Raw genomic sequence first — 25,947 nt, forward strand, 5'->3', positions numbered from 1 at the left:
CCTTCGTGAGGAAATCGATGAGATGCTAAAAAGAAGAGAGGAGTGGTAGATGTTAGGTTTACGCATCAACAGTAAGCAAGGCGAACAAAGATGGGCTAGAGATCTCTCCTATTTGGTCTTGTTTCTCAATCACTAAGAATGCTTACATTTGCACTCAAACAGAGTGAACATATTAGCTTTTGAATAGCAAAAAGAATTCATAATAATGCGACTAAGCATTTTACAGAAAACTTAGTTCTGTATTTGTTTGGTTCTCAGATATAGTAGATATGGGAAAGACTGCAATTGATGTATGGGAGCAGATCAAGCTGCTTGAAAGTCGTGGAATGGTTATTAAGGATAAAGAAAAAGCCCAAGAAGTGCTTTTGGATGCGGGGTATTATCGCTTAGGGTTTTATTGGTTCCCTTTCGAAACAACATATCCGAATAAAATTAACAGGACTCATCAGTTTAGAGAGGGGACTAATTTTGACTACATCGTGAAGCTATATTACTTCGATTTTAATTTAAGGAGTATCCTTATGAAGTATCTCAACCGCATCGAGATTCATTTCAGAACGTTTCTCATATACAAGGTGTCGAATTATTATAGGACATCTCCTACATGGTTTGCAGACTCCACTGTTGTGACCGCAGCATACGTAAGGAAGTTTGATCAGGAAGTCTATACCAATCGATTTAAGTCTATTTCTATTATACAGCAGCACCATAAAACCCATATAAACGACAAGTATGCTCCCGCTTGGAAGACATTGGAATATATGACTTTAGGGGGAATAATCCATCTTTTCAAGGCACTTAAAGACAAGATGATTTGTAGAGCAATCAGCGAACATTTCAAAGTAAGACAACTGCCAGTGTTTGAAAGCTACTTGAAAACAATTCTCACGATAAGGAATTATTGTGCACATGGCAATGTGTTATATGATATTGCGCTACCAACATCTATAAGACGAGGTCCAGCTGGTCAGATGGAAAGTGCAAACTATCATAAGCTCTATGGTGCAATCAAAGTCATATACTACATGACAGGAATTGTGTCAGTGAATCGTCAAGCTGACTTGAAGGAAGAATTGATAAAGTTGTTCAACAAGAACGAGAAATACAATGAGGTACAAAACATCATTGCTGAAGCAACTGGAATCAAAAATATTCGAGAAATGCTTGCGTAAGTCAGAATAAAGAATTACCTTTGCAGTAAGAAAAGTGCCGATAGAGACTTTTAGACGCTCTATTAGCACTATAAAAGGTAGAAAAATGGGGCTATACACTTCGTCTGTATAGTCCCTTTTTTGCTTTATATGACTAGCTTAATCTCCTTTTTTTATCGACAACCTCGAATTATAAAGCGTCTTTTGAAGATGACACAGAGCAATCATCTCCACTTAGGCTTAGGGGTATGTTGGGGTGTCGTAGATTCAGGCTTCTGCTTCACCTCCTGAGTTGTTGCTTCTGGTGTCGTAATTTGACCGAGAGCAAGCCATAGAAACTGTTGTTAAGCCGCCTCTCAAGCCTGAGTATCTTGACATCATTGATGTGTCTAGATTGCTAAAGGTTGAGCAAATGACCATCTACAATTGGGTATGGGCGGGTAAGATCCCCTACCTTAAAGCTAATGGTCGCCTACTGTTCCTTCGTGAGGAAATCGATGAGATGCTAAAAAAACGAGATGACTGTTAATCTTTTTTCTTTCAATCCGACTATTTTGTTGTGTAAGTACTTGCACTTACACAACAAAATGACTACCTTTGCGAAAAGGTCAAGTAGCATGACAAGCAAGAGTATTAAAAAGAGGATTTTGGATTTTGAGATGGGAAAAGTTTTCCGACTGGAGGACTTAGAGCTTTCTCGTTCGGAGTACAATGCAGCTGTGGTAGCTTTAGGACGATTAGCTCAGGAGGGAGAGATCGAACGACTTAGCCCAGGAGTTTATTACAAGCCCAAGCAAACACGATTTGGGGTTGTAGGACCATCTATGGAAGAAAGATTCCGAGACTTACTCTATGACGGGGACACTCCTATTGGCTATTTGACAGGTCTCTATGCTTTCAACCTATTTGGACTAACCACCCAACACTCATCCATTCTTGAAATAGGGACTAACTTCCCGAAACGAAATACAAAGCGGGGGATTTATGCCATCCGTTTTGTATTACAGAAGAACCAGATCTGTCAAGACAACATCGATATGCTGCGTCTTTTGGACTGTTTGAAATGGATCAAGAAAATTCCAGATACTACTGTCGACAAGTCGTATTCTCTTCTAAAGAAGAAAGTCCGTGAATATGAAAAGGAAGATCATAAGCAACTAGTGGAACTTTCCCTAAATTACACTCCACTCACAAGAGCTTTGTTGGGTTCTATGCTAACAGATGAATCACTTGTAGCGACTTTACATCAGACATTAAACCCTCTCACACGATTTAGAATCGGACTTTCCCCCACTTTAGTGTCAAGCCAATGGAACATACAATAAGAGAGCCTTTACATTTAGACAGCGAGTCATTCAGAGACTTGCTACAAGCGTCTTCTGAGGATTTGAAAATTCCAGTCCAATTGATCGAGAAAGATTATTATATCTCAGCAATACTCCGATCCTTATCTAAAAGCACCTACAGTCGGCAGATTGTATTTAAGGGAGGGACTTCATTGTCCAAAGCTTATCAATTGATTGACCGGTTTTCTGAAGATGTGGACTTTGCCGTCATCAGCGGTGATATGAGTGGCAATCAAGTCAAGATGCTATTATCTAAGCTGATGAAAGAGGTTACGGTGGGTTTTACAGAAGATAAATCCTTTGCAGATATATCCAAAGGGTCAAAGTATAGGAAGCAAGCATTCTCCTATGATGCTCTAGTAGGGTTGGATGTTTCCGTCAATCCTATTCCTTCGAGAATTATCGTAGAGATCAGTTCGTTTGCCAATCCTTTTCCTTATGAAAAAAGGACGATAGAACCATTTGTGACTACTTATCTGAAGAAGCAACACTTGGAGGATGTTGCATCTCAATATCACCTTGAACCTTTTGAGTTGAATGTGTTGTCGCTAAAGCAAACCTTATGCGAGAAAACCGTTTCTCTCATTCGCTTCTCTATGAGCCAGGATCCATTGGCATCTCTTTCGTCTAAAATCCGCCATTTCTATGATTTGAATGCTCTTATGACTATCAAGGATTTGGAGGAGTATGTTTATGGTGTCGAGTTTGTGCGTGATGTAGAAACTTTGGTCAAGCATGACCAAGCAGCCTTTGACGAGCCTTTTGGATGGAAAGGTCTAAAAGACCTAACCCAATCGCCATTGGTATTGGATTTTGAAAAGTTATGGGAAGCTCTAACTCCTAGGTACGAAGAGAATTTATCTGCAATAGCTTATAGGGAAATTCCATCTTCAGAAAGGGTGAAGGTATCATTCTTGAAAATCTTAGACTCTCTGAGAACGATTAACCTCACAAAAAGTAGCGGGTAAGGTTATCTATTACCGAAAATCTCCTATATGATTCTATCGCAATTTCGGCTTGGATATAACTACTCGACTCGTTACTTCTCGATTGTCTTGATGAGTTTGAGAGACTGTGTCTGAAAGAGAAGTCTCTCCAGCATCTTTAAGTGGGGTTGACGTGGCAACATATCTCGTTTCTTGTATCTCTTTTTCAAGATTCTCTTTTTCTTCCTCTGGCGGAGAAAGCGTAAGGGCAATCTTTCTATCCAGCTCGGCTGCTTGGGCTTTGAGAGAACGCAAATCCTCCTCCTTCTTCCACGAGCTATTGGCAATGGCATTGTAGACCTCCTTATTTGCTGAGACCTTTGCTATCTCCTTCTCGTGAGATTCGATCACCTTGGGAATGCGCTCTAAAGCATTGAAGAAGTTCAGACAAGCCAGCTTAGGATCATTTGCCAGCTTGCCGTTATTGTAGGTGTAGTAAATACTACCCTCGCCCTTCACGAAGAAGCGGTTCACCGATAGGTCAAATAAGTTCTGAGAGGAACTTTCCGTCTTGACCATAATAGAGAAGCCATAAAGCTCTCCAACCTTGTTGTACTCACCATTGGTACGAGCCTTTTCCTCTATCTCTTGAAGACGATGAGCAATCACTTTGATGTCAGAACAACTCTCTACGCCTTTAATTGAAAGTTGATTGACTGGGTTGCCTTCCGCATCTCGTTCCACTCGTTGCTCAAAGCAAGCTAAGTCTTTCTTCGCCTCTTGTATCTTGCCTGTGTGATAAGAGAGCGAATGGTCAATCTCTGCCAACTTACCTATAGCCCCATTTCGTTCACGAAGGAAGTTCTTACGTTCTGACTCTAATGCGGTAATCTTCTTATCTAGCTTTGCCTTCTCCAAAAGGTCTGTATTGCCCGATAGCACAGCTACATACTCTGAGAAGTTCATACCACTATCCTCATCCATTGAGCCTTCATCGATGGTACGCATACCGAGCTGATTGCTCTTCAATTGATTGATGAAAAGCTGCTTGTTGTGTAGTAGGTTGAACTTATAGCTGTCCAACGAACGCTCCACTGCATATATAATCACATCGACCTTGTTGTCAGCAAACTCCTTGGCAACCAAATTGCCCTTTCGGATAGCTCGTCCGTTGCGTTGCTCTAAGTCTGACGGTCTCCACGGGGTATCAAGATGATGTATAGCCACAGCTCGTTGCTGGGCATTGACACCCGTACCCAACATAGAAGTAGAGCCGAAGATGATACGTATATCGCCCCTATTCATCGCTTCTACCATCGCTTTCTTCGCTTTCTCATTCTTGCACTCCTGGATGAACCGAATCTCGTGAGATGGGATGTGATACTCCTCTACCAACTTACGCTTAATCTCCGAGTAAACGTTCCACTCGCCTGACTTATAAGTACCCAAGTCGCTGAAGACAAACTGTGTCCCCTTCTGCTCGTTATACTTCTGATAGTAGTTATTGAGGAGCTTGGCACAGTGGCTGGCTTTGTTGTCTATATGGTCCGAATACTTTTCTAGATCTATCATTCTCATATCCAAGCTCATCTTGCGGGCATAGTCCGTTGCGATCAGCATCTTGGCTTTCTCCTCCTTTTCCGATAGCTCATCTCGTCCTAAAAGGGTCGCATCCCCTGTCTTGGCGAACTCCATCAACTTGCCGATAAACTCTTCTTGCTCGGGTGTAGGCGGTATGTTATGCAATATTTCGTTCTTCTCTGGGCGGTCGATGCCGATATCCTTAGCGGTACGATAGTCACAAATCTCCGCATAAAAGTAATGGGGGTGAATGTAATCGACTGATTACTAATAAAAAGCAGAATATATAATCTGATAAGGTGAACGACTAAGAAACGAGCGAGTTTCTTTCCCTTTCTTTATTCTGCAAAGTCTCAAAGAACTCTCTGTTTGATGTTGCAAAGATAGCGATATAATTCATATAAGCAAAGTATTTACGTTGTTTTTTCAATGAAAATCAACCTTAGACATTTCTAATTCTATAAAATCGCCATTTTAAGGTATTGCATATATCTATGAACAATGGTAATTTTGCAAAATGATAATCAAAAGAATTCTTTTAATCTTCATCATTCTACTTCTGCTGTTTCCCACTGCTAATGCTACTATTTTGAATTTAGTTGTGGGTGATACTATATACCCTACTCGAAAACATGTTTCTTCATTACATAAAACGATAGAACTCGATGAAGTTCAAGTTATTGGACAGCGGAAATTGTTTTCCATAAGAAAAGACACCACGTTTATCAATACTGATTGCCTTCGAGTAAGGAAAGGTGCTAACTTGGAAGACTTAATCAGGAATATTCCGGGCATGGAATACGACAAGGCGAACAGGCAACTATCATTCAAAGGAAAGCCATTGAACGGCGTAAACATCAATGGCGAGACCTTTATGGGCAACGACATTATCGCAGCGTTGGAGAATATGCCAACCGATGCAGTGGAACTACTGAAACTGTATGACATGCTCAGCGCATTGGAGAAAATGACGGGAGTAGATGATGGTGCCGACAATTATGTGCTGGACATCAAGACCAAATCTACCTACAATGGCAGCCTGACAGGAACACTAACGGCTGAACACGGCAATCGCGACAGACGCAGGGATGAGGTACAGGGCAATCTATTCAATGCCGATGGCGAAAACACCTCGCTGACTTTGCGCTCTGACAATCTTAGTAATATGAACATTGGGGGAAACAATTTCCAAAACATATTGTCGGGCAATATCGTGAAGAAATTTGGTAAGAAAATTACGCTCAATGCAAGCCTCTCACTCAATGCCTTCCACAATGGAAGCGAGAATCATGACTATGATGAGCAATATCTTTCATCGGGAACAAAATATCGGGAATCAATGCTGCTTTCCTTGAGCAAGAATCACAGTAATGCCGCAAACATAAATCTGCAGTATAACATAGACAAAAAGACTTTGCTGAATATAAGTGCAAATGGAAACTTCGGACGGTCAGACAACCTGACTGACAACACAACATACCTATATGAGCGCAATACGGCTGCGGACACGCTGACCTCGGGAACGCTGCGAAATAACACAAAAAGCAATGGAAAGAATTACCATGTATCTGCCGACCTCACACGGCGGATTGGCAAGGCTGGGGCATCATTTACCGTGAAGGCGACACTTGGCGGTAACTCGAATGAAACTAATAATACCAGCCTTTCACTGACGAAATTCCACCACCTGCGCAACGCTGTGGGCGGAGATTCACTACTGTTGCGCAATCTTTGCCAACAACTGCCCACCCTGCGCAACGAAAGCAGAATATCATTGCAATATACCCATCCTTTTGGCAAACAGTTGAAATTGCAGACAGGGTACGGACTGCATCACGAAGAGGATAGAAACACAAGCAACACTTACGACTATACTATACCGAATAGACCATACATAGATAGCCTAAGTTATGAGAACACACTATCTATATGTGGGCAGGAACTCACCCTGAGAATGGATTATAAGGGTAAGCAATGGAAGATAAACAGTGGCATTGATGTAGACCACCCGACTTTGAACTACGAAGGATGAAATTTTTCAGGGACAACTTCCAGCATTTCCAAAAAACAGTTTAACCATTGACTTGGAGACAAACAAACAATTTGAGCATTAAGGGTTAAACCGAATTTTTCCGAAATTGACCTGACCTGACTTTTCCTGAAAATCGACTTTAAAGCTGTTTTTACAGATAAATCAGGTTTCTCTAACAGACAGGAAATAAATGCTAAGTATTTGGCTTTAAACTTAAAATCAAAAAATAAGTGTTTTCTTTTAATGTTTAACAGGGCTGATTTGACAGTTGGCGGTGGCAAGAAACTTTCAGGACCTACCTCATAGACAAGTTTCAAATCAAAAAAAGTATGATAGAAAACGGTATATGGATTGTAAAGCTTCCTCGAAAATAACTTTTGTGTAGGTTCTAATTGAAGGATAATGGAACCTCCCAGAAAATTTCCAAGACTCTCAAACATCAGGATTTTGAAAATATCGGAAGTAATGCCATAAGGAATATTTGACACCACTTTGAAAGGAAATTTCGGAACTGCAAAATTCCTAAAATCACAACCGACAACTTGAACATTTCGGGCATCAGAAAATAATTTTCGTAAATGTTCAACCAAAGCTGTGTCGTTTTCAATAGCAACAACATTGTTGGCGATTTTTAATAAATGAACAGTAAGAAACCCCTTGCCTGCCCCAATATCTAAAACCGTATCCTGATTACTTATATTTGCTTGTCTTATTGCATCTTTTATTAGCACTTTATCAATAGTAAAGTGCTGACCCGTAAAACGAACGGGCAATTTCTTTTTTGTCATTAGTAACTTCTTACAGGTGAATACTTCTTGAGTTCAACTTATAAATGCAACTTTTTGGGTGCGGATAATAAGCAATAAAAACATTTATTTTTCAGAGAGGAAAGAGAGACAATGTCCCCCTTTCTCTCACTCTGAATGGATAAAGTTTGCTATCTTTGCTTTAATTGTCCGTCCAAAGAAAAAAAAGTTGCAGATGAGCAAACATATAACCGAGGAACAAAGGTATGCAATTTTCTATGATGTTGCAAATACCGATGAGCAAAAAAGCAATAGCGGAAGCTATCGGAGTAGATAAAAGCACTGTTTACAGGGAGATAAAGCGCAATTGCGACGCCCGAAGTGGTAGCTATAGCATGGAGCTTGCCCAGCGAAAAGCAGACAGGCGCAAGCAGCAAAAACATCGCAAGGAAGTGCTTACACCGGCAATGAGAAAACGGATAATAAAGCTGTTGAAGAAAGGATTCAGCCCGGAGCAGATTGTCGGCAGGAGCCGCTTGGAGGGAATTGCGATGGTATCTCACGAAACGATATATCGCTGGATTTGGGAGGATAAGCGGCGGGGTGGCAAACTGCACAAATATCTTCGCAGACAAGGTCGCAGGTATGCCAAACGTGGTTCTAAAAATGCAGGGCGAGGATTTATCCCAGGCAGGGTGGATATTGATGAGCGTCCCGAGATAGTGGAACTGAAGGAGAGATTTGGTGATTTAGAGATAGATACAATTATTGGTAAGAACCACAAAGGTGCCATTCTTACCATTAACGACAGAGCAACAAGCAGGGTCTGGATACGCAAGTTGTCGGGAAAAGAAGCCATCCCGGTAGCTAAGATTGCAGTATGGGCACTGCGGAAAGTGAAAAACTTAATACACACAATTACGGCTGACAATGGAAAGGAGTTTGCAAAGCACGAGGAAATTGCGCAAAAATTGGAAATAAAATTCTATTTTTGCAAACCATACCACTCATGGGAACGTGGTGCCAATGAAAACACCAACGGGCTTATCAGGCAGTATATCCCAAAGGGTAAGGACTTTAGTGAAGTAACCAACAAACAGATTAAGTGGATTGAAAATAAACTCAATAATCGACCTCGTAAAAGACTTGGATACCTCACGCCAAACGAAAAATTTAAACAAATTATTAATCAGAATTCTGTTGCATTTGCAAGTTGAATTCAGCTTATAATAAGAAAGGAGATGAAGAATTTACTTCCCAACAGGACATTTTATTCCCTAAAGTGTTTGATGTTGATGGCATGCGAGTTTTTATTTATTGGAAACTTCCACATCCTGTGGAAAAGCTCTATCCATATGTTGATTACAAAATACGGAAAATTTCAAAAGATACGTTAGTTATAGGGGATTATACAGACTTTGTGTTTGTTAATGGTCATGGTAATGCCCCAAATCGGGAATTGTCAAAATAAAAAAATAATAAATGTGGGGTAATACTCCAAATCGGGAGTTATTGAAATAATTATCTGATTATCAATGTACTTTCCAAAAGATAAAGTATTAGGGCAGAGTGGAAAAATCGTTGAAACTGGTCCTATGTAATCGTTCAAAGTGACCCTTTTGTATCATCCAAAGAGGGATTGGACATTCGCGGTACGATACGAGTATGGGTGTTATGATTTATCAGCATTCATTCTTCTCTACTCCCAAAGGATTTTGTCAGTTGTACTGCTTGCTGTTGTAGTCTGATGAGAATTTGGGAATAGGTTTCGAGTTTGCCGAGCAGTTGTTGAGCAGTGGCAACAGAATGATAAGTATTGAGGACTTTCACGACTTCGTTGTACAGAACTCCTATCTTATGAGCCAAGGCAACGATTTCTGAGAGTTTCTCCAAGTAAGGTTCTTTTGCAGGGTCTTGGGTGATGACCTTAAAAGATTCACCAAGAAGCCTTGCTCGGACAAAGTCGCTCTTTGTCTTTGCTCCCGACTTGCGATAGAGTCTGATAAGTTTCTGCTGGTCTTCGGAATTAGGTATTCTGATGTGCCATCTGTCCCATCGTGGGCAGGTGGCACATCTGCCGTCTGGCTTCTTTTGTTTTTGCTTCTTCATTGCTTTCTAATCACGACTTTGGAGTGATTTAATCCCCTTTCGGGGCAAGGGTCTTTGTGGTACAAATGGCAATTTGTGGTACAAAGACACACCTTGCTGATGTAGAAAATGGGATTATAAGCCCCTGCTGTGTTACTGCATTCATTGAATACAGTAACTCGGCGTAGGCTTGCATTCGAGGAATGCAGTAATTCAGAGTTTCCTCCATCTTTCCACATCTTCCTTGTATTGGTCGAGGTGTTCCCGCAGTACCTGTTCGACATATCCCGAAACGCTCGCTCCATGCTCACCGATTCTCCGCACCACGAAGTCTAACTTTCGTTGGGTTTCCTCTGATACATACACGGCTTTGCGGTGGCTGTTGCGAAAGGGCTGGAGATATTTCCCCTGAAACTCGGATAATTGCTTTCTGTCCTTTGTTTTTCCCATTCTTTGATGAAATTCTTCGGTAGAAGTAGCCCTTTCTGTTGGCGACAACGCTGTTTCTTGATAGGACGGTTGAGAAAAATCCTCGTTACTCTCCTTGTCATTTTGTTCCTCAACTTTATCAACAGGCTCAAACCTTCTCTTTTCCTCTTCATAATCGGAGGGCTGGTCAAAATCGGGTAACTCTTCGGGCTTGCGGAGCTTAACGCCATAATTTCCCATATCTCTAATGGCTTGTTCCAAGCGTTGTTTCCTTTTTTCATCTATTCTTGCCATAATTTCTTGGGTATCGGGTTATAGCGTTTTTCAAGCATGGCTTGTATGTCGCTCTGCTTGTAGAGTATCTTCCCTCCGATTTTGTAGAAAGGAAGCGTTCCTGAGTTTCTGTACTCTTGGAGCGTACGTGTGCTGAGCCGTAATTGGCTGCAAACCTCCTCGCCAGTGAGGTAAACCTCTCCGCCCAACATCGGACGGGCAGTGGCGCAATAACGCTCCAGTTTCTTTAAGATGCCCTCCATCAGTTGTGCAAACATCTGCATCTGAGGGTCTTGCTGTGTAATGATTTCGTTCTCTGCCATAGTTTATTCATTTTTTGAGTTAAGTATCTCCATGATGTCACTCTCCTTGTAATAGCACTTATGTCCAATCATTGAATAAGGAATTTTACCCGTATCTCTGTATGATTGTAGGGTACGCTTGCTGATACCCAAACGCTTGCACACGGCTTCGTTGTCGAGCCATTGCTCGGTCTCGGGAGGATTGCCGATGAGTTTCTCCACACGATGGATAAAGTCTGCAAATTCGGAGCGATGTCGCTCCCACGCTTTGCGGTCGATGATAATGAGTTTCATTGCCTTAATTTTGTTTTGATTACTTTATTGTTACTCAGCAAACAAACTGTTATGCAGTCCATTGCCGTACTTCTCGGGTGCAAAAGTAAACCCTCGGAAGCATCGCTGCAAGAAATGAGGATAAGCAGGGAAATAGAAAGAAAGCAATAGAAAAACAAAGGAAATCCGTCTGTGTTATTGCGGTAATGAGATGAGGTGCCGGCCCGTTCCTTTTATTATCTTGTTGTTTTATCGATAATTCGATAGTTCGACAAATCGAGATGTCGAAGTGTCGATAGATAGTTTTATCGATAGATTATTTTGACGATATATAGTTTTGACAACAGATAGTCATGACAACAAATTGTACAAACAATAGATAGTCCGTATTATCGTCAGTCCTATCTGTTGTTAGTTGTTATGCCTTGCGTCCAAAGAGCCTGAGTATGCCGTATTCTTGTCGTGCCTATACTCTCTACGGCAGCCCTGCCCTGCAAGGTTGGGAGAGATGAATACGACCGCATGGATATAGAAAATGGCAATACCACCTTGAAACAGAAAAATCCTGCGGTGGAGATTCTTCTCTTCATCCGCAGGACTCGACCTTGTCAGGGCAGACAGGCTGCCGTTGTACCTTTGCACGATAAGAAACGGTATCAGGAACTTTGCGTGCGCCTTTGCTTACAACGCCTTTGGGCTTGCTTCCTCCGTCTGTTTGACCATTGGCAGGTTGTTGCTCTCGATGAGCAGCACTATCGTGCCTGTCAGTTCGGTGTAAAGACGGCCGTATTGCTCGTCAGAAGCCAATGTGTCCGTCAAACCGAATTTGTCGAATGTGGCTTGAATAGCCTTGTTCGACAACAATAAAAGCGAAAGCCTCTCTGGGAGCGGTGCAGGAAGTTCCCTCTCAAACTCGTTCTCCAAGATAGAAACAAGGGTATCGTACTTTGAGAAATGCAGTCCACTGAAAAGCACTTCACTTGCTATTCTTTCTGCTTCTAAATGGTTAAAACCTTGCGCCACGGCATCGCAGTAGGCGGTCAGTGCCATGTCGGCTCTTGCCGTGAAAAACTCCTTGTCTCCCAATCGCTCGGGGTGATGCTCACTCATGTAACTTCTTAACTTCAATCGAAAGTAGGAAAGTTCCTGTTTGTTCTTCTGTTTCATTGTTTTTCTTGTTAAAAAGTTGGACTTCTTTTTTTTTGAATCATTCATTACGGCTGTTACATCCCAATTATGGGACTTGACTTTTTCGGTGTTCTTGACGGACACAGCCGTAAGGCTTTACGCAGTACCCTTGTATGCTCACTACCCATCAGGGGTTGCATTTCCTTGGCAATCTTGCTCTTGGTCACCCGTGCATAAATCTCGGTCGTGGAGATAAAGCGATGCCCCAGCATCTTGCTCACCGTCTCTATCGGAAGTCCGTTCTCCAGACAGATGGTCGTGGCAAAGGTGTGCCGTGCGGTGTGCGAGGTCGCTTGAGTATGCGGTGGCAGTCCTGCCTTAATAGATATCTCCTGAATAGTTCTATTGAAATTACTGTTGCTGGGAAACTCTCGAAAGAAAAGCCCCTCCCTTCGTCCGTGGCTCACAATGGCGAGTATTTTCTCGGCAACGGGCAGCAACGGGACAATACTTCTGTTCTGTGTCTTTGTTCGACAGAGCGATATGTACCTACGCCCATCCCCGAATGTATAAACATCGTCCATTCGGAGTTTCTTTAAGTCTGAGAATGCCAGCCCCGTGAAACATCCCAAGAGGAAAATAAGTCTGCAATGGTTGTCTGTCGAGCGGTGCGGACGGTAAGCCAAGAGTTTTTGCAGGTCGTCCGCTGTAAGTGCATTGCGCTCGTAGGTAGGCGTTTCTATGTCTATGAGTTCAAAAGGGTCTTCACGAACGTATCGCTCCTGCAATGCCTTGCGAATGACCTGATGCAAGTGGCGCAGGCGGTTGCCAACACTGCTTTCCTTGTTTCCCAAGTCCCGAAGCATGAAAAGGCGATAGTCCTCAAGTAAAGTCTTGTCCACCTCTGTGGGCATACAGTCTGCCCTGTCCCTTACTTGCAGGAAATGAACAAAACTCTTGTAGCTGTCCTTAAAAGCCCTGACGGTTGCCTTGCTTAAGGTTCTGCCCTGCAATTCCTCCTTGTATTCACAAACGGATTGATATAGCTCCGTAAGTGTCGGCATAGGGCGACTTTGCTGCATATAACGCTCCTTGAGGTATTCCGCCGTGATATAGTTTTCTTCCCTTAATGTACGTTCATAGAGTGAATGCAAGCACTCTTCGATTGAGTTCAGTTGCAGATTGATGCCGCTTGAATTACCTGCTGTCGCCTTGACGCGCCCTTTTCGGGCAAGCCACTCATCGGGGGAAGTTTGCAACTGCGTGGAAAACGATGAGGACGTGCCGTTGCAGGTGATACGGCAACGGATTACGCATACTCCGTGTTCATTGGTCTTGCTTCTGTCCGTGTAGAATAGTATGGAAAATGTACTTTTCATTGTGCTGCGGTTTTAGTTGGTCAGTTGATAATGTGCGAGTTGTGGAAGTATTTTCTCTATGTCCAGAAAAACACGCTCGGGAGAAGTCTCCGCATACACTTGCGTGGTTTTGATTTGACTGTGTCCGAGCATTTTGGAAACGCTCTCAATGGACACGCCCTCCGATAGTGTCATCTGCGATGCGAAGGTATGCCGTGCCATGTGATAGGTCAGCGTTTTCTGAATACCGCAAAGCCGTGCTATCTTTTTGAGGTGTATGTTCACCGTGTCGCATCCGGGTATGGGCAGCAGATACCCCTTGGGCGGTTCGTGTCGGAAAGCCCTCGTGTGAATACCCCGATAACGCTCGATAATGGCAGCGGCTTCGGGAAGTAGGGGGATGTGGCACACGTTGCCCGTCTTCACTCTCGGCTTGCGTATCCAAGTCATTCCCGCTTCGTGAAAGATGTGCTGCTCCGTCAAGTGATACACGTCAGTATAGGAAAGCCCCGTCAGGCAGGAGAAAAGGAACATGTCCCTCGACACTTTTTCATAGCCTTGCAGTTCGTCTTCTCCCAAGGCTGCGATACGGCTTACCTCCTCCCTCGTGATGTAACGTGGAGTACCCGCTTCCCAACGAATGGAATGGTTGATGAAGGGATAGGTGTCAATGATGTGCCGTTTATGCAGGTCTTTGAGCAAGGAAGCCAGCATGGAGAGATAACCAGCCGAAGTGTTGAGCTTGAATCCCTTTTCTTTGGCGAAGTAGTCCTCCAAGTCTTTGATGAGGACTGTGTCCACTTTCTGTACGGGAATATCCTCCACACGGTAGCGATACCTGACGAAGTTTGCCAGATGCTTGCGGAAGAGCAGCAGACATTTCAGCCTCCGCTCGCTGCGGTCTATGCCCACGCGCTCACGGAAGCGGTCGATATACTCGTCTGTATGATGCAGCAGTTCTTGAGATTCGCTATTTAGTCCGAATACAAGTTCCCGTACTCTCTCTGCCGTAATGGGGGCATCGGAGCTACCCGAAAGAGACTCATAAACCTTGTATATGCTCACCTGAAGGCGGTCAAGTTCCTTGTTTACCGATACGGCTTCGGCACTCTTGCCCAGCAGTCGGTTCTTGCGACTGTCCCACAAACGAGGAGTACACGAGCATTTGCAACTGAACTGTACCATAGAGCGTCCTGCGCTGATGCGTCCCATGATGGGACTTTTTCCGTTTTTGTCCTGCGTACCTCTCTTGAGGTAGAAAAGCAGCTTGAATTTTTCTTTTTCCATTGTTTTTTACTTGCAAAATTACACTTCTTTGAGGAACTTTGAACGATGCAAAACATTGATAATGAAAGAGAAAACTCCGTTTTAGTTACCACTTTCAGCCGTCCTTTTCCTTTCATCGTTTTTCGAACGATTTGGTAACTGAACTCCCTCCTTTTCACTCTCTTTTCTGCCTGTTTTCTATGATGCAACCCTAAGAAGAAACAAGCAATATCCGCTGTATTTCAGTCAGATATGAGTTTTATGCCATTTTCTGCTTTCTACTCCCATACTTCCGCATAGAAGGCTGCCAGCTCCGGCACTTTAATAAAGGTCCTGAAGCGTTCCTTCTGTATGATGTCATTGGTGATGGAGAACTCGTAATCGGTAGACTTCTTCGCAAAGACAGCAGCCCAAGCATCAAAGCTATTGATGCCTTGCTTTTCGAGTGCTTGAGGACGTAGGTACTTGAAGAGCAGATAGAGCTCTGTGAGTGAGTTGCTGATGGTCGTGCCACTGAGAAAAGTAGCTCCTAAGTCTTTACCCGACCGCTCCTGAATGGTACGTATGGCAAAGAGCATATTGAGTGCACGCTGTGACCCTTCTGGATTACCTAAGCCAGAGACTCGGTCGTGACGGGTGTTGAACATCAAGTTCTTAAACTGATGACTCTCGTCCACAAAGAGGTGATCGATGCCCATCATTTTGAAGTCAACAGCATCATCCTTACGCTCGGCAATACTATCTTGAATGCCTTGTAGTTTGGCTTCTAGGGTCTGCTTTCGCTTCTCCAATCCCTTGAGCATCGCTCGGGAAATGTCTGCACCTTGCTGACGAAGGACTTCTAGGTTTTCCTCTATAGAGTCTTTCTCCTTTTGCAAGATTGCCTCCTGTATCTCTAGAGCTTGAGGTATCATCCCAAACTGCTCATGGGTCAATATGATGCAATCCCAATCGTTGTTCTTGATGTCGTTAAAGATGCGTTGGCGATTTTGCTTATTGAAGTCGTTCTTACCAGGATAAAGCACTCTAGCATTGGGATAAGCCTTTCTAAAAGTGTCGGCAATGTCGAAAACATTTGCTTTTAGTCCGATAATCATCGGCTTGTTTGCTAAGCCCAAGCGCTTCATCTCATAGGCTGCTGCACACATGATGAGGGTCTTACCAGCCCCTACTTCATGGTCACAAATACCCCCGCCATTGGTTTTGAGCATCCATACGGCATCCTTCTGACTCTTATAGAGGTCAGAGATACCTAGTCCTTTCAGATTTAGGTCGGGAAAGGATTGATGCGCACCGTCAAAGTTGGGGCGCACGAAGCAGTTAAATAGCTTATTATATCTGTCGGATAGTTGTTGCTTAAAGCTCTCTGGCGTTCTACCTAGCCAATCTACAAAGCCCTGACGTATCTCCTCTATCTTAGCATTAGCCATCTGTATCGCATGCCCATCACGCACTTTGATTGTTTTCGTCTCGCCTGTCTCTAGATCTCGTACCTCTTTGTTTTTATTGATATCGGGGATGGTATTGTGTAGCGCATGCTTTAAGAGATTAAGTCCATCATAGCGTCTGAACTCTCCCTGCACAGCATACTTATGCCAAATGTTGCCATTGCGTCTGTCACATTGCAAAACATATTCATCCATCGTACTCTGATAGGTGACGGAGATCTCTGTCTCAAAGAATTCTGAGGCGAAAGCACTATAGACTTTAGCCGGTATCCACCGCTCCCCAAGGTTGAAGTCAAGCTCAGCAAAGGGTATCGGTGTAGGTGTGGCAGCTCGTAGGGCAGCTAAGCTTTGCTGGGCTTCTTCATGATCGGGATGCTCTAGTAGCCACGACTCAATCTGCTCGCTCTTCTCTATCACATTGCCTGAGATAAACTTGTCTGCCACCTCGTAGCCATCTACTTCTGGATTGTAGTAGATACGCCCCTCTAGAGCTGAGATGATGTCACTCTCCTCCATATCTGGGAGGAGCGAACTCATATAGTCTAGCTCCACAGAGCCATACTTATTCAGAGAAGAGACGAGAGCTTCCGTGGGGTCGGCAGCTACTGTCACCTCTGTAGTGGCAAAAGCGGTAGGATGATCAAATATGTCTGCCTTGATGTATTCCCCCTTATCGGATCGCTCTAAGAAGAGTATCTCGACCCCAGTTGCATCCATCTTGATGAGATCTGTATTGCTCTTCTGATTGAGATACCCCCAGCGACTGACGAAGTCGTCATAGAGCCGATTGAGTTTTATACGCTCCTCGCTATCCTCACATCTATTGTTCGCTTCGTAGTCGTATAGCCAATGGTAACTCTCTCGTATCTCGATGTACGCTTTGAGCTTGGTTAGGCGCTCATAGGGTAAGTCCATCGGATGAAAAGTAGGCTGTCGCTTCAGATTGGAGAGATACCCCACTTGTCCATTTTGCAGCACGATCGACCCGTCTCGTAGATGCGAGTCGGGCAAAGAGAGGAATGGACGAGGTGAAGCATCAAACGACTTCTTAACCGCTGTAACTGGCTGTACTTCTCTCTCCACTTCTGCAAAGTCAAATAGAGATGGTTGCTCAATTGAGGATAGCTTAGTACTTCTCCTTGCTCTTGGACGCTTTACTGAGCTTTGCTTGGGCTTAGAGCCTGTCTGTTGCTTATTGACCTCTTTGATCTCCTTGTTAACACGAGCGACCTCCTGCGTCCAGAGTTCGTACTCTTCGGGAGCAAACAAATAGCCCTCCTGTTCCAGCCCGACATCTGTAGTATCCATCACGGGATGATGGTCATCATCAAAGTAGACCATCTGTCCGCCCATCTCTCGTGGGGCTTCTAGGTCTGTACGTATATCCGCTTCGTACTGATGTTGTAGCGTTAGAGCTGGCACACCTTCGGGTGCTGGCTCTAACATTGAGGAGGCTTGCTCCTTCTGGATGGGTTCTACCAATTCATTCTTTTCGATGGGGTTGATGGAAGTTCCCTCTGAAAAGGACTTCTCCACGACCTCTTCCGCTTGGGTTTCTGTTTGTACCACCTCTTTGCTATACCGTCCTTGGACAAGCTCTTCCAGCTCGGCTATCTCATGCAGTGCTGTAGGTGAAAAGTGAAGGTCACGCTCAATCCCCAAGCCATGTATCTTGACCTCCTTCATTTCGTCCAAGGAGATGTAGCCGAGCTCCCAACCGTAACCCATTGTAACTGCTCCAAACCCAAGACGTTCTTCTGGGTTGTACTCTAAGAGGTAGGCTGTATAGGCTCCCAGCGGGAAGAAATATCGGACATAAGCTGTGCGGTCGCCAATAAGTTGCTTCTCTGTGTCATATAGCTTGGGGAGTTGACTCTTAATGCTGTCAGGCATTAGGTTGTAAGCGTTGTCTGTTTTTTGCTCTTCGTCTACTTTAGGCTCCACCCCAGGCAATCCGACCGTTACGCCCAGCTTACGCAATTGCTTCTCGGCTTCATTCTGTTGCTCCTCCTTGCTCATCGCTATTCCCGTCTCATAGAGCTTGCGGTCAAAACGTGCTGTCACATCTTGTGTGAGCTGTATTCGGAGACTCTCAGCCATATCCTCCATAGTCCCCTCAAAGCGATACTTCCAAGTTGGCTTGCCGTAAGGGTCTCTTCCCTGCTCACGACTGGTGGCTATGGTGCGAGATGCTACATCATTCCACGACCCCTGGAAAAGCGAGTTATGGTTGAAAGCCATAGTAAAACCATCCCCCTTGGGTACGGCGACTGTCTGAACAAACTGCTTCTCCAGCTCCTCGCCAATCTCCTTGCCCGACTGCTTTTGCAAGACAATCAAGTCGCTTCCGACCTCAGTCCCTGCTTGCTCGCTAAACATCCCTGATGGCAGACGGATAGCAGAGATGAGTCGGCTGTTTTGCATCAGATAGCGTCTGATTGGCTCATTTAGTGCAGCATCGAGTACGCCTTGTGAAGTGATAAATGCAATGAGACCTCCCTCTCTAGTGCAGTCCAAGCCCTTTACGAAGAAGTAATTATGAATGGCTCGTGTTGCCTCTTTTTTGAAGAGATCATTCCCCCTACTATACTCACGGTCATAGACCATAAAGTCTCCAAAGGGGATATTGCTGGTTACGAGGTCATACTTCTCCGTCTCTTCTAGGGGTGCTATCGCTTCAAAGGGTTCATTTCGCACGAAGATGTTGCCCTCGCCATAAGGGTGCAACGCTTGACTGATGCGAGCCGTGAGCAGATCTTTCTCCAAGGCATCAACAATGCCCGTCTGCTTGGCAAATGTTTCGGCAAAAGCTCCCATCCCCGAGGAGGGATCAAGGCACCGTTTGAGCGTCACACCACTTGTTGCTAGAGCATCTGAAATAGCAGAGACGATACGTCTATCTGTATAAAATGAGGTGAGCACACTCGCTTTGATACTCTCCCAATACCGCTTGGCGGTGTGAGCATCGACCGCTTCTCGATAGATCATCTGCTTGAGCTGCTGTGTCGGAGCAAAGAGTTCTTGCTCCGACTTACTCCAATAGCGGATGTCCGCTGGCGTGTCTGTGCGGTTCAATACGCACTTCAGACCTCCGAAGCCTTGGTAGCCACGCAAGATGCGTTTCTCTGCTTCGGTAGCCAGACGATGCTCTTTTTCTAGTCGTAGCACCACTCGGATTGCTTCTGTATTCGCTGCCAAAACTGCTTTCTTGTTGTATGCCATAGAGGTACTCTGTTTGTTGATGATAGTTGTTAGCCATGGTGGGAGGAAGTCAATCCCACGAAATGGATTGAGGATACCTTCCACAAGAATGGAATTACGATTACTTGATGTCTTTGTTCTTCACGTGAATTGGTAGAGTCTAGTCTGAGTGGAAATGTTGTTTTCCCCCGTCACTCTACAGTTTCATCCGTATGGGAAAAGTTTCCCATAGGCTTGGCTCTGGAGTTTCTCCCCTATGAAACTGCAGTTTCTCCCCTATAAAACTAGAGTTTCCTACGTATGAAACTGTAGTGCCAATAGGGGTTGGCACTCAAGTTTCTCCCCTATGGAACTACAGTGCCAAGGGGTATTGGCACTGCATCTCTCCGCTAAGAAACTACAAAGGCTCCCCAAGCGGCTTCCTATTAACTACGATAAACATGTGGGGAATGTCGTGAGAGATCGTTGTGGCACTGAGCTAGGTCGCTTGTGCGGGCTATCACTTCTTTCTCTTTTGCTCGAATTCAAATTTGGTCGAACTGTCTTCTTGTAGAACCAATCGAGCATTGAACTTCTTACCAGCCTTGCTCGTCAAACCTTTCAAGATGGGGGTACGTCCCTTGGTTATGAGGTCTCGGATATTCTCTTCGGAGAGATACGTACCGCATACTTCACGGAATATGTGGAAATCACAATCATCATTCTTGCATCTCGCCACCTTGGCATAGATCCCCACACTCTCGCGACCACACTTAGGGCAGTGATATGTAGGGTACCTTTGCTGTCTAGGTGCAGGTGCGAGTGAGAGCAACTCCTCGCAGATGGTGGAGACATAGGAATTGATGCCTTGTGCAAACTTCCCAGCATCCATACTTCCTGCCTCAATTGCAGCTAGTGCCACCTCCCACGCTCCTGTCATCTCAGCATTGGCAATGCGCTTGTCCTTAACGATTTCATAGACAGCTAACCCTTTCTCCGTTGGGACTATGCTTTTCTTCTCCCTACGGATATAGTCACGTAGGATGAGTGTCTCAATGATGTTGGCTCGTGTGGCAGGTGTGCCTATGCCACACTCTGCCAAAGCCTTTTTACTTGCAACATCCTCTACCTCCTTGCCTGCATGCTCCATAGCAGAGAGCAGGGTTGCTTCTGTATAGAGTGGCTTAGGCTTGCTCTTTTGCTCAATTACGTCTGCTTGTTGCAGGGCTAGCGTTTGTCCCTCAGTCAAGTTGGGCAATGAGGACAAAATCGGCTCGTCCTCCTCGCTCTCTTTATGCTCTTGAGGAGTGGCACTCTGTACAGATTTCCAACCCAAAGAGACTTGACGACACGCTTTCCAAACATAGCTGTGGGTCTCGTCCTTGAGTACTACCTGCATACGCTCCTCTTCTGAGTTTGCCGAGAAGGCTTCTGCGAAGCGGGTAACAATCATTTGATAAAGCGTGGTCTCATCTACCGACAATGCCGATGCTGTTTCTCCCGTGGGGATAATGGCATGGTGGTCGGTAACTTTGCTGTCATCTACGGAGTGGCGATTCAGCTCTTGGGGTAATGGTGTGTCAATCTTACGAAGGAGGTCGGGAACTTCCTCAAAAACATCTTCACTGATATATCGGCTACCCGTACGGGGGTAGGTGGTGAACTTCTTCTCATAAAGCGACTGTGCGAGGGTGAGGGTCTTATCTGCTGAGAAGCCGTGACGTACATTAGCCTCCTTTTGCAGAGCGGTCAGATCATACAAGAGGGGTGGAGCTGTATGCGTTACCTTTCTTGTGACCTCTGTGACCGTAAGCGAGCCGATACTGCGTAATGAAGTGAGCGCAGTTTGGGCAGCAGCTTCATTATCAAAGTTCTGTAGGCTCACGGCTTTGATGGATAAGCCCTCGTCCTCTATCGTCGCAGTGAGTTTCCAATAAGGAACAGAGGTAAAGTCTCTATGCTCCATATAGCGATGACACACCATGGCCAAAGTTGGGGTCTGCACTCGCCCTAGTGAGTAGCCTCCACGGTAAGCAATGGAGAGTGCTCGGCTGGCATTGATTCCCATCAACCAGTCAGCTTCTGCTCGTGCTTGAGCTGCGTAATAGAGATGGTCATAATGACTCCCTGGCTTGATATTCGCCAGACCCTCTCGGATAGCTTTGTCAGTAAGGGAGGAGATCCATAGGCGATCAAAGGGCTTGTGACTATTTAAGTGTCGGTAAATCCAGCGAAAGATGAGTTCGCCCTCTCTTCCGGCATCTGTTGCCACAATAATACGATCTGCCTGATTAAAGCAGGAGCTTATTGCCTTGAGTTGCTTGAGTGCTGCAGGGTCTTCGTGGTACTCTTTGTCCTTACGCACTTGTCGGACAATGAGCTGGAAGGGATTGGGGCAAATGGGCAACTCTTCTGCTTTGTAATTAGCATAGCCGTAAGCTTCGGGCATGGCAAGTGTAATGAGGTGTCCCATAGCCCACGTGACGAGGTAACCATTTCCTGCTAAATAACCGTCTTGCTTTGTTGTAGCTCCAACGATTCGGGCTATATCTCGTGCTACCGAGGGTTTCTCAGCAATAATACATGTTGTCATAGTCTTGGAATGGATTATGGGTTACATCTTACGTCCTCGGGACTTCTTCTGCTTGTTCTCGTCCTGCTTCTGCTTTTGTTCAGCAGTGGGCGCTGTTTGCCCCTTTTTCAGTGGCTCTTTCACCTGTTTGGTAGCTTCGTTGGTTTTGCCGTGATTATTCACGGCTACCTGCGTCTTGTGTTCTTCCGCTACGGCTTCGACCTTTCCCGTTCCTTGCTTCTTGTCAGGGTTCCACTTGTAGAAGCGTGGGCGGTTTTGCTCTTTGTCCATACGAACATAAGCATTGAAGGGTTGCCCCTCTTTATCGATCATATTTTTGAGGTAAAGTGTGCGACCGTTGTCTAAGGCTTCTCGTTGCTTCTCTGACAGCTCTAGACCACAAAGCTTGCGAGGTGCTTTGCTTTGTTGACGATCTTGTCGCTGTTCCTGACGCTCTTTGAGACTCTTGTTCTCTCCGAAGATGAACTCAATGCCTTTCTTCTCTGCATTGACCTGAAGCGTAGCATCGAAAGACTTCCCACTCTTAGCGGTCATTCCTTCTACTTTCACCGCTTTGCCCTCTACTAGATCTTTGTATTGCTGGTCAGAGAGCGTTACGCCTTTGATCTCTTGAGGAATGCTTACACGGTCGGCACGCAAGGCAATAATCTCATTGGTCTGTGGGTCGATGGAGACGTAGGCTGCAAAAGGTTCACCGCTCTTGGGTGTTACTTCGATGGTTTTACCGAGATTGCCGGTTGCGAGTAGTTGTTCCTTCTCTTCGGGGGAGAACTTGTAGCCCATATAGGGATAGTCGAGTTGTGGCTCTTTACGCATAGCGTGTATGGCTAACCCGATATTGCCCTCATTATCTGTGCGGAAGGCAAGGCGAGCCTCTGTGTAGATAGTTGTATCTCCAATGGGGATGGCTATGGTCACGAGGTTGCTCTTCTGCCAATTGAGCATCTTCTCTAGCTCACCACTCTGCTCTAACCGCTCACGGGAGAGTCCGAGACTGCCGAGCATCTTCCAGTCTACCTTGTCTGCATCAATGGCTGTGCTCTTCTTCTGCTGTGGCAGATAGTCTTCAAAGGGTACACCGACCTCTGCCAACTGCTGTCTGCTTTCAGGAGTCTCTCGGCTTTGGAGCAGAGTACGCAGGTTGTCTACGCCTTGCTCCACATTGCTCGCCAACACCTTGTATAGCCCGAAATGGGAGGGGTTGTTGAACTGCTTGAGAAAGTTGGTCATGAAGTTCTTCAGCAGTCCATCCTTGCTGTTGAACTTTAGAAATGCAGCTTGATTAGCTTCAAGTGGCTCAGTTGTTTTGAGCTTGCCCTTATCATCAATACCCGAAACGATAGTGAGTTTCCCCGCTTCTTGCTGGTTCTTTACTTCGGTGCGATCCTCTAAGACCAGCACGTAGTTGTCATTGCTATTTGCTTCCATAAATCACTCTGTTTGATTTGAATAATACCTTTCAGACAGCAAATATATGAGCTAAAATCACCTCTTCTAAGTCCCAGGGATTTATAAGGAAAGGAAGTGATGAAAAAGAAAATTCGCCCAAGATTTGGTAGTTTGATTTTTTATGTCTACCTTAGCACTCAGAGATAACATTATTACAGTTGTACTAAGCTATGATAAGCAAAAGTGAAGAACGTAGGAATCAAATACTCGTTGGGGCATTCAAACTCTTTTTGGAGAAAGAGTATGCGGATGTCACTACGGCGGATTTGGAAGAAATAATCGGATTGTCTAGAGGAGCTATATACTATAAGGTAAAGAACAAAGAAGGACTATACAGAGCGGTCATTGACAAATTCGTCTTTGAACTCCTATCTAACTCCTTAAAGAGAGAAGAGTTTGTATCTAATGAGAAGCCATTTCTTAGCTTCATTATGAACGAATTAAATCTCACGAAAGAGCGGATGAATTCCGTAAGGAACACCCATATAGATGCAAACTCCACGGAGTATATCAATCTACTATCCTCTGCCAAATTTCATTACGTAGGGTTTAATGATAAGTGCAAAGCTTTGGATCAAGAAATAACACAAATGTGGCTAACATATTACGAGAAAGGCCTCTCTGTTGGAGAGCTGAATCAAAGCATTGACCCGCTCCTGGTCGTATCTATGTTTCGATCTTTATATTATGGAGATTCGTTTATCCAATCCATAACAGGGAGTGAATTGGATATTGACGAGTTGAAAATGAGATACTTACTGCTATATAATTCTATACGCTTATGAGGAATGTATACATCAATAAAGTTGCGGTCTTTTTACCTAATAAGCCTGTATCCAACGAGGAGATGGAGGATTATATTGGTCTCATTGGTGGAAAACCATCGAGGGTTCGGTCTATTGTCCTCAAACAAAATGGTATAAAGACTCGCTATTACGGATTGGACAAAGAGCATAAGATCACACATTCTAATGCCCAGCTTGCAAAAGAAGCGGTATTGAGATTGTTTGAGGAAAGTGCAGTTCCGACTGACATCTCTCTCTTAGCTTGTGGCACGAGTACTCCAGATCAGTTGCTCCCATCGCACGCCTCTATGGTACATGGTGAGTTGGGTAACTTCCCGATGGAGATATTCTCTTCTTCTGGTGTATGTCTGACCTCATTACAAGCTTTGAAGATTTGCTATAGCAATATCCTCGCAGGGTTGCACGACAATGCTGTTTGTGTAGCTTCCGAACTGACCTCACCTGCTTTGGTCTCCAAGTTTTACGATCCCGAGTATGAGGCGACACATGACAATCCAGACAAAGACCCTTATATGGCTTTTGAGAAAGACTTTATGAGGTTTATGCTTTCGGATGGAGCGGGGGCTGTATTGTTGCAAGACCATCCAGAAGGAGATTGCCCTCTTAAAGTGGAGTGGGTGGAAATGACATCTTATGCCAATGAGTTGCCGACCTGTATGTTTATGGCTGCCGAGCTAGAGACTAATGGACGACTAAAGAGTTGGAAAGAATTCTCTCCAGAAGAAATCAAGGATCGTGGCGTTCTTGTAGGGAAACAGGATATACGTCAGCTGAAGAAGTATGCCATCAAGTATTGGGTGGATCATATCGAAACCACTCTTGCTAAACACAACTTGAATCCAGAAGAGGTAGACTACGTGTTGCCACATCTCTCTTCAATGCTCTTTTACGACCAAGTGAATGATGAACTCATAGCTCGTGGTATTGCATTGACGAAAGAGAAGTGGTTTGTCAACCTCCCATCTGTCGGAAACGTTGGCTCTGCTGCCATTTACGTGGCGTTGGAAGAACTGATGCGAACTAAAGGGATAAAGCAGGGGCAGAAGATACTTCTTCTTGTCCCAGAGAGTGGCAGATTCTCCTATGGATCGGTGCTACTAACTGCTTAATGAATAGCGAAATATCATAGTACACGATGATACATAGAGTGCAGTCATAGCTCGAATCTGAAGAACGTGTTCTTCTAACTTGGTCAATACGTTGTCTACAACTCAGACCACAAGGAGTCGGATCGTCCTTGATGACAAAAACGATTCTCAGACCAACTGGTTAACAGGAGGGGTATCCGAAAACCTATTAGAGTAGGAACAATCAAACAGTAATCAAAAGATAAAACGATTCACAGAATTCTTCTTGTTGAGCATTGCACTCATTGTTATGCTCTCTAGCCGTAACAACGATCGTCTTGGTTTAGAAGCACAACCAAACGAGATCTCTTCCTCGGTTTGCACAGATAGTAATCTGTGGACTCGGTGCAGACAGTCTTATGAGGTGTGAAGTTTGGCGAGTAGTCTTTTTCACGCTACAGAAGATTTGAAACAAATAGCAGGCAATAAACAATCTAGATACAGA

At 44.6% G+C, this 25,947-nt stretch carries 19 protein-coding genes and 1 pseudogene; 8 read left to right on the top strand and 12 right to left on the bottom strand.

Annotation, left to right across the window (positions count from 1 at the left end):
- Window positions 1-269: 269 nt before the first annotated feature.
- The 4 genes from HMPREF2890_RS04445 to HMPREF2890_RS04455 all read left to right on the top strand — a co-directional run bounded on the left by HMPREF2890_RS04445 (window position 270) and on the right by HMPREF2890_RS04455 (window position 3,465).
- Complete coding sequence (locus HMPREF2890_RS04445; RefSeq protein ID WP_070465973.1) at window positions 270-1,172, top strand: Abi family protein; 903 nt, start codon at window positions 270-272, stop codon at window positions 1,170-1,172.
- 310 nt (window positions 1,173-1,482) lie between these two features.
- Window positions 1,483-1,680, top strand: coding sequence for a helix-turn-helix domain-containing protein (locus tag HMPREF2890_RS08830; protein ID WP_148130674.1), 198 nt, complete (start codon window positions 1,483-1,485; stop codon window positions 1,678-1,680).
- An 88-nt stretch (window positions 1,681-1,768) separates the two neighbouring features.
- The gene (locus HMPREF2890_RS04450) at window positions 1,769-2,476 is read left to right on the top strand and encodes a DUF6088 family protein (protein WP_070466002.1); all 708 of its coding nucleotides are present in this window, start codon (window positions 1,769-1,771) and stop codon (window positions 2,474-2,476) included.
- Complete coding sequence (locus HMPREF2890_RS04455) at window positions 2,461-3,465, top strand: nucleotidyl transferase AbiEii/AbiGii toxin family protein (protein ID WP_070465975.1); 1,005 nt, start codon at window positions 2,461-2,463, stop codon at window positions 3,463-3,465. The genes HMPREF2890_RS04450 and HMPREF2890_RS04455 overlap by 16 nt, the downstream gene beginning before the upstream one ends.
- 33 nt (window positions 3,466-3,498) lie before the next feature.
- On the opposite strand, the gene HMPREF2890_RS04460 is transcribed toward HMPREF2890_RS04455, so the two are convergent.
- Window positions 3,499-5,118, bottom strand: coding sequence for a helicase-related protein (locus HMPREF2890_RS04460; protein WP_246825303.1), 1,620 nt, complete (start codon window positions 5,116-5,118; stop codon window positions 3,499-3,501).
- A gap of 403 nt (window positions 5,119-5,521) precedes the next feature.
- Here HMPREF2890_RS04460 and HMPREF2890_RS04465 point away from each other — a divergent pair, with 403 nt between their 5' ends.
- A complete protein-coding gene (locus HMPREF2890_RS04465) occupies window positions 5,522-7,036 on the top strand; it encodes a TonB-dependent receptor (RefSeq protein WP_004378882.1) in 1,515 nt (504 codons plus the stop codon).
- Here HMPREF2890_RS04465 and erm(F) read toward each other — a convergent pair.
- Window positions 7,024-7,824: a 23S rRNA (adenine(2058)-N(6))-methyltransferase Erm(F) gene (erm(F), locus tag HMPREF2890_RS04470; RefSeq protein ID WP_070465977.1), complete on the bottom strand. Its 801-nt coding sequence runs from the start codon at window positions 7,822-7,824 to the stop codon at window positions 7,024-7,026. The two genes, HMPREF2890_RS04465 and erm(F), sit on opposite strands and share 13 nt — an antisense overlap.
- Before the next feature lie 193 nt (window positions 7,825-8,017).
- On the opposite strand from erm(F), the pseudogene HMPREF2890_RS04475 reads away from it, so the two are divergent.
- Window positions 8,018-8,999: pseudogene (locus HMPREF2890_RS04475) on the top strand (IS30-like element IS4351 family transposase).
- A 472-nt stretch (window positions 9,000-9,471) separates the two neighbouring features.
- Here the strand turns inward: HMPREF2890_RS04475 and HMPREF2890_RS04480 are convergent.
- The 10 genes from HMPREF2890_RS04480 to HMPREF2890_RS04525 all read right to left on the bottom strand — a co-directional run bounded on the left by HMPREF2890_RS04480 (window position 9,472) and on the right by HMPREF2890_RS04525 (window position 23,548).
- The gene (locus HMPREF2890_RS04480) at window positions 9,472-9,891 is read right to left on the bottom strand and encodes a plasmid mobilization protein (RefSeq protein WP_004359027.1); all 420 of its coding nucleotides are present in this window, start codon (window positions 9,889-9,891) and stop codon (window positions 9,472-9,474) included.
- A 192-nt stretch (window positions 9,892-10,083) separates the two neighbouring features.
- Window positions 10,084-10,593, bottom strand: a complete 510-nt coding sequence (locus HMPREF2890_RS04485; RefSeq protein WP_025070208.1) for a DUF3408 domain-containing protein — start codon at window positions 10,591-10,593, stop codon at window positions 10,084-10,086.
- Complete coding sequence (locus HMPREF2890_RS04490) at window positions 10,581-10,895, bottom strand: helix-turn-helix domain-containing protein (RefSeq protein WP_070465979.1); 315 nt, start codon at window positions 10,893-10,895, stop codon at window positions 10,581-10,583. Before HMPREF2890_RS04490 ends, HMPREF2890_RS04485 begins: the two co-directional genes overlap by 13 nt.
- A gap of 3 nt (window positions 10,896-10,898) precedes the next feature.
- Window positions 10,899-11,168 carry a helix-turn-helix domain-containing protein gene (locus HMPREF2890_RS04495; RefSeq protein WP_004351902.1) on the bottom strand — a complete coding sequence of 90 codons (270 nt, stop codon included), beginning with the start codon at window positions 11,166-11,168 and terminating at the stop codon, window positions 10,899-10,901.
- A gap of 660 nt (window positions 11,169-11,828) precedes the next feature.
- Window positions 11,829-12,314, bottom strand: a complete 486-nt coding sequence (locus tag HMPREF2890_RS04500) for a DUF1896 domain-containing protein (protein WP_070465981.1) — start codon at window positions 12,312-12,314, stop codon at window positions 11,829-11,831.
- Window positions 12,315-12,370: 56 nt separating this feature from the next.
- Window positions 12,371-13,654 carry a site-specific integrase gene (locus HMPREF2890_RS04505; RefSeq protein ID WP_070465987.1) on the bottom strand — a complete coding sequence of 428 codons (1,284 nt, stop codon included), beginning with the start codon at window positions 13,652-13,654 and terminating at the stop codon, window positions 12,371-12,373.
- Between the two features lie 12 nt (window positions 13,655-13,666).
- Window positions 13,667-14,920 carry a site-specific integrase gene (locus HMPREF2890_RS04510; RefSeq protein ID WP_070465990.1) on the bottom strand — a complete coding sequence of 418 codons (1,254 nt, stop codon included), beginning with the start codon at window positions 14,918-14,920 and terminating at the stop codon, window positions 13,667-13,669.
- Between the two features lie 257 nt (window positions 14,921-15,177).
- Window positions 15,178-19,569, bottom strand: coding sequence for a DUF2958 domain-containing protein (locus tag HMPREF2890_RS04515; protein ID WP_070466006.1), 4,392 nt, complete (start codon window positions 19,567-19,569; stop codon window positions 15,178-15,180).
- 478 nt (window positions 19,570-20,047) lie between these two features.
- On the bottom strand, window positions 20,048-22,120 hold the full coding sequence (topB, locus tag HMPREF2890_RS04520) for a type IA DNA topoisomerase (RefSeq protein ID WP_070465992.1): 2,073 nt from the start codon (window positions 22,118-22,120) through the stop codon (window positions 20,048-20,050).
- Between the two features lie 21 nt (window positions 22,121-22,141).
- Window positions 22,142-23,548, bottom strand: a complete 1,407-nt coding sequence (locus HMPREF2890_RS04525; protein ID WP_070465994.1) for a DUF3945 domain-containing protein — start codon at window positions 23,546-23,548, stop codon at window positions 22,142-22,144.
- A gap of 191 nt (window positions 23,549-23,739) precedes the next feature.
- On the opposite strand from HMPREF2890_RS04525, the gene HMPREF2890_RS04530 reads away from it, so the two are divergent.
- Together HMPREF2890_RS04530 and HMPREF2890_RS04535 are read left to right on the top strand one after the other, a co-directional pair.
- Window positions 23,740-24,354, top strand: coding sequence for a TetR/AcrR family transcriptional regulator (locus tag HMPREF2890_RS04530; protein ID WP_070465996.1), 615 nt, complete (start codon window positions 23,740-23,742; stop codon window positions 24,352-24,354).
- Window positions 24,351-25,484, top strand: a complete 1,134-nt coding sequence (locus HMPREF2890_RS04535; protein ID WP_070465997.1) for a beta-ketoacyl-ACP synthase III — start codon at window positions 24,351-24,353, stop codon at window positions 25,482-25,484. Before HMPREF2890_RS04530 ends, HMPREF2890_RS04535 begins: the two co-directional genes overlap by 4 nt.
- Window positions 25,485-25,947: the final 463 nt, after the last annotated feature.

Origin of the sequence: Porphyromonas sp. HMSC065F10, from assembly GCF_001808555.1 — a bacterium.
Taxonomy (GTDB): domain Bacteria; phylum Bacteroidota; class Bacteroidia; order Bacteroidales; family Porphyromonadaceae; genus Porphyromonas_A.

What these genes read in the sequence shown, in the direction of transcription:
- HMPREF2890_RS04445 (WP_070465973.1), top strand. Translation starts at nt 270, where the DNA reads ATGGGAAAGACTGCAATTGATGTATGGGAGCAGATCAAGCTGCTTGAA.
- HMPREF2890_RS04450 (WP_070466002.1), top strand. Translation starts at nt 1,769, where the DNA reads ATGACAAGCAAGAGTATTAAAAAGAGGATTTTGGATTTTGAGATGGGA.
- HMPREF2890_RS04455 (WP_070465975.1), top strand. Translation starts at nt 2,461, where the DNA reads ATGGAACATACAATAAGAGAGCCTTTACATTTAGACAGCGAGTCATTC.
- HMPREF2890_RS04460 (WP_246825303.1), bottom strand. Translation starts at nt 5,118, where the DNA reads ATGGAGTTCGCCAAGACAGGGGATGCGACCCTTTTAGGACGAGATGAG.
- HMPREF2890_RS04465 (WP_004378882.1), top strand. Translation starts at nt 5,522, where the DNA reads ATGATAATCAAAAGAATTCTTTTAATCTTCATCATTCTACTTCTGCTG.
- HMPREF2890_RS04480 (WP_004359027.1), bottom strand. Translation starts at nt 9,891, where the DNA reads ATGAAGAAGCAAAAACAAAAGAAGCCAGACGGCAGATGTGCCACCTGC.
- HMPREF2890_RS04485 (WP_025070208.1), bottom strand. Translation starts at nt 10,593, where the DNA reads ATGGCAAGAATAGATGAAAAAAGGAAACAACGCTTGGAACAAGCCATT.
- HMPREF2890_RS04490 (WP_070465979.1), bottom strand. Translation starts at nt 10,895, where the DNA reads ATGGCAGAGAACGAAATCATTACACAGCAAGACCCTCAGATGCAGATG.
- HMPREF2890_RS04495 (WP_004351902.1), bottom strand. Translation starts at nt 11,168, where the DNA reads ATGAAACTCATTATCATCGACCGCAAAGCGTGGGAGCGACATCGCTCC.
- HMPREF2890_RS04500 (WP_070465981.1), bottom strand. Translation starts at nt 12,314, where the DNA reads ATGAAACAGAAGAACAAACAGGAACTTTCCTACTTTCGATTGAAGTTA.
- HMPREF2890_RS04505 (WP_070465987.1), bottom strand. Translation starts at nt 13,654, where the DNA reads ATGAAAAGTACATTTTCCATACTATTCTACACGGACAGAAGCAAGACC.
- HMPREF2890_RS04510 (WP_070465990.1), bottom strand. Translation starts at nt 14,920, where the DNA reads ATGGAAAAAGAAAAATTCAAGCTGCTTTTCTACCTCAAGAGAGGTACG.
- HMPREF2890_RS04515 (WP_070466006.1), bottom strand. Translation starts at nt 19,569, where the DNA reads ATGGCATACAACAAGAAAGCAGTTTTGGCAGCGAATACAGAAGCAATC.
- topB (WP_070465992.1), bottom strand. Translation starts at nt 22,120, where the DNA reads ATGACAACATGTATTATTGCTGAGAAACCCTCGGTAGCACGAGATATA.
- HMPREF2890_RS04525 (WP_070465994.1), bottom strand. Translation starts at nt 23,548, where the DNA reads ATGGAAGCAAATAGCAATGACAACTACGTGCTGGTCTTAGAGGATCGC.
- HMPREF2890_RS04530 (WP_070465996.1), top strand. Translation starts at nt 23,740, where the DNA reads ATGATAAGCAAAAGTGAAGAACGTAGGAATCAAATACTCGTTGGGGCA.
- HMPREF2890_RS04535 (WP_070465997.1), top strand. Translation starts at nt 24,351, where the DNA reads ATGAGGAATGTATACATCAATAAAGTTGCGGTCTTTTTACCTAATAAG.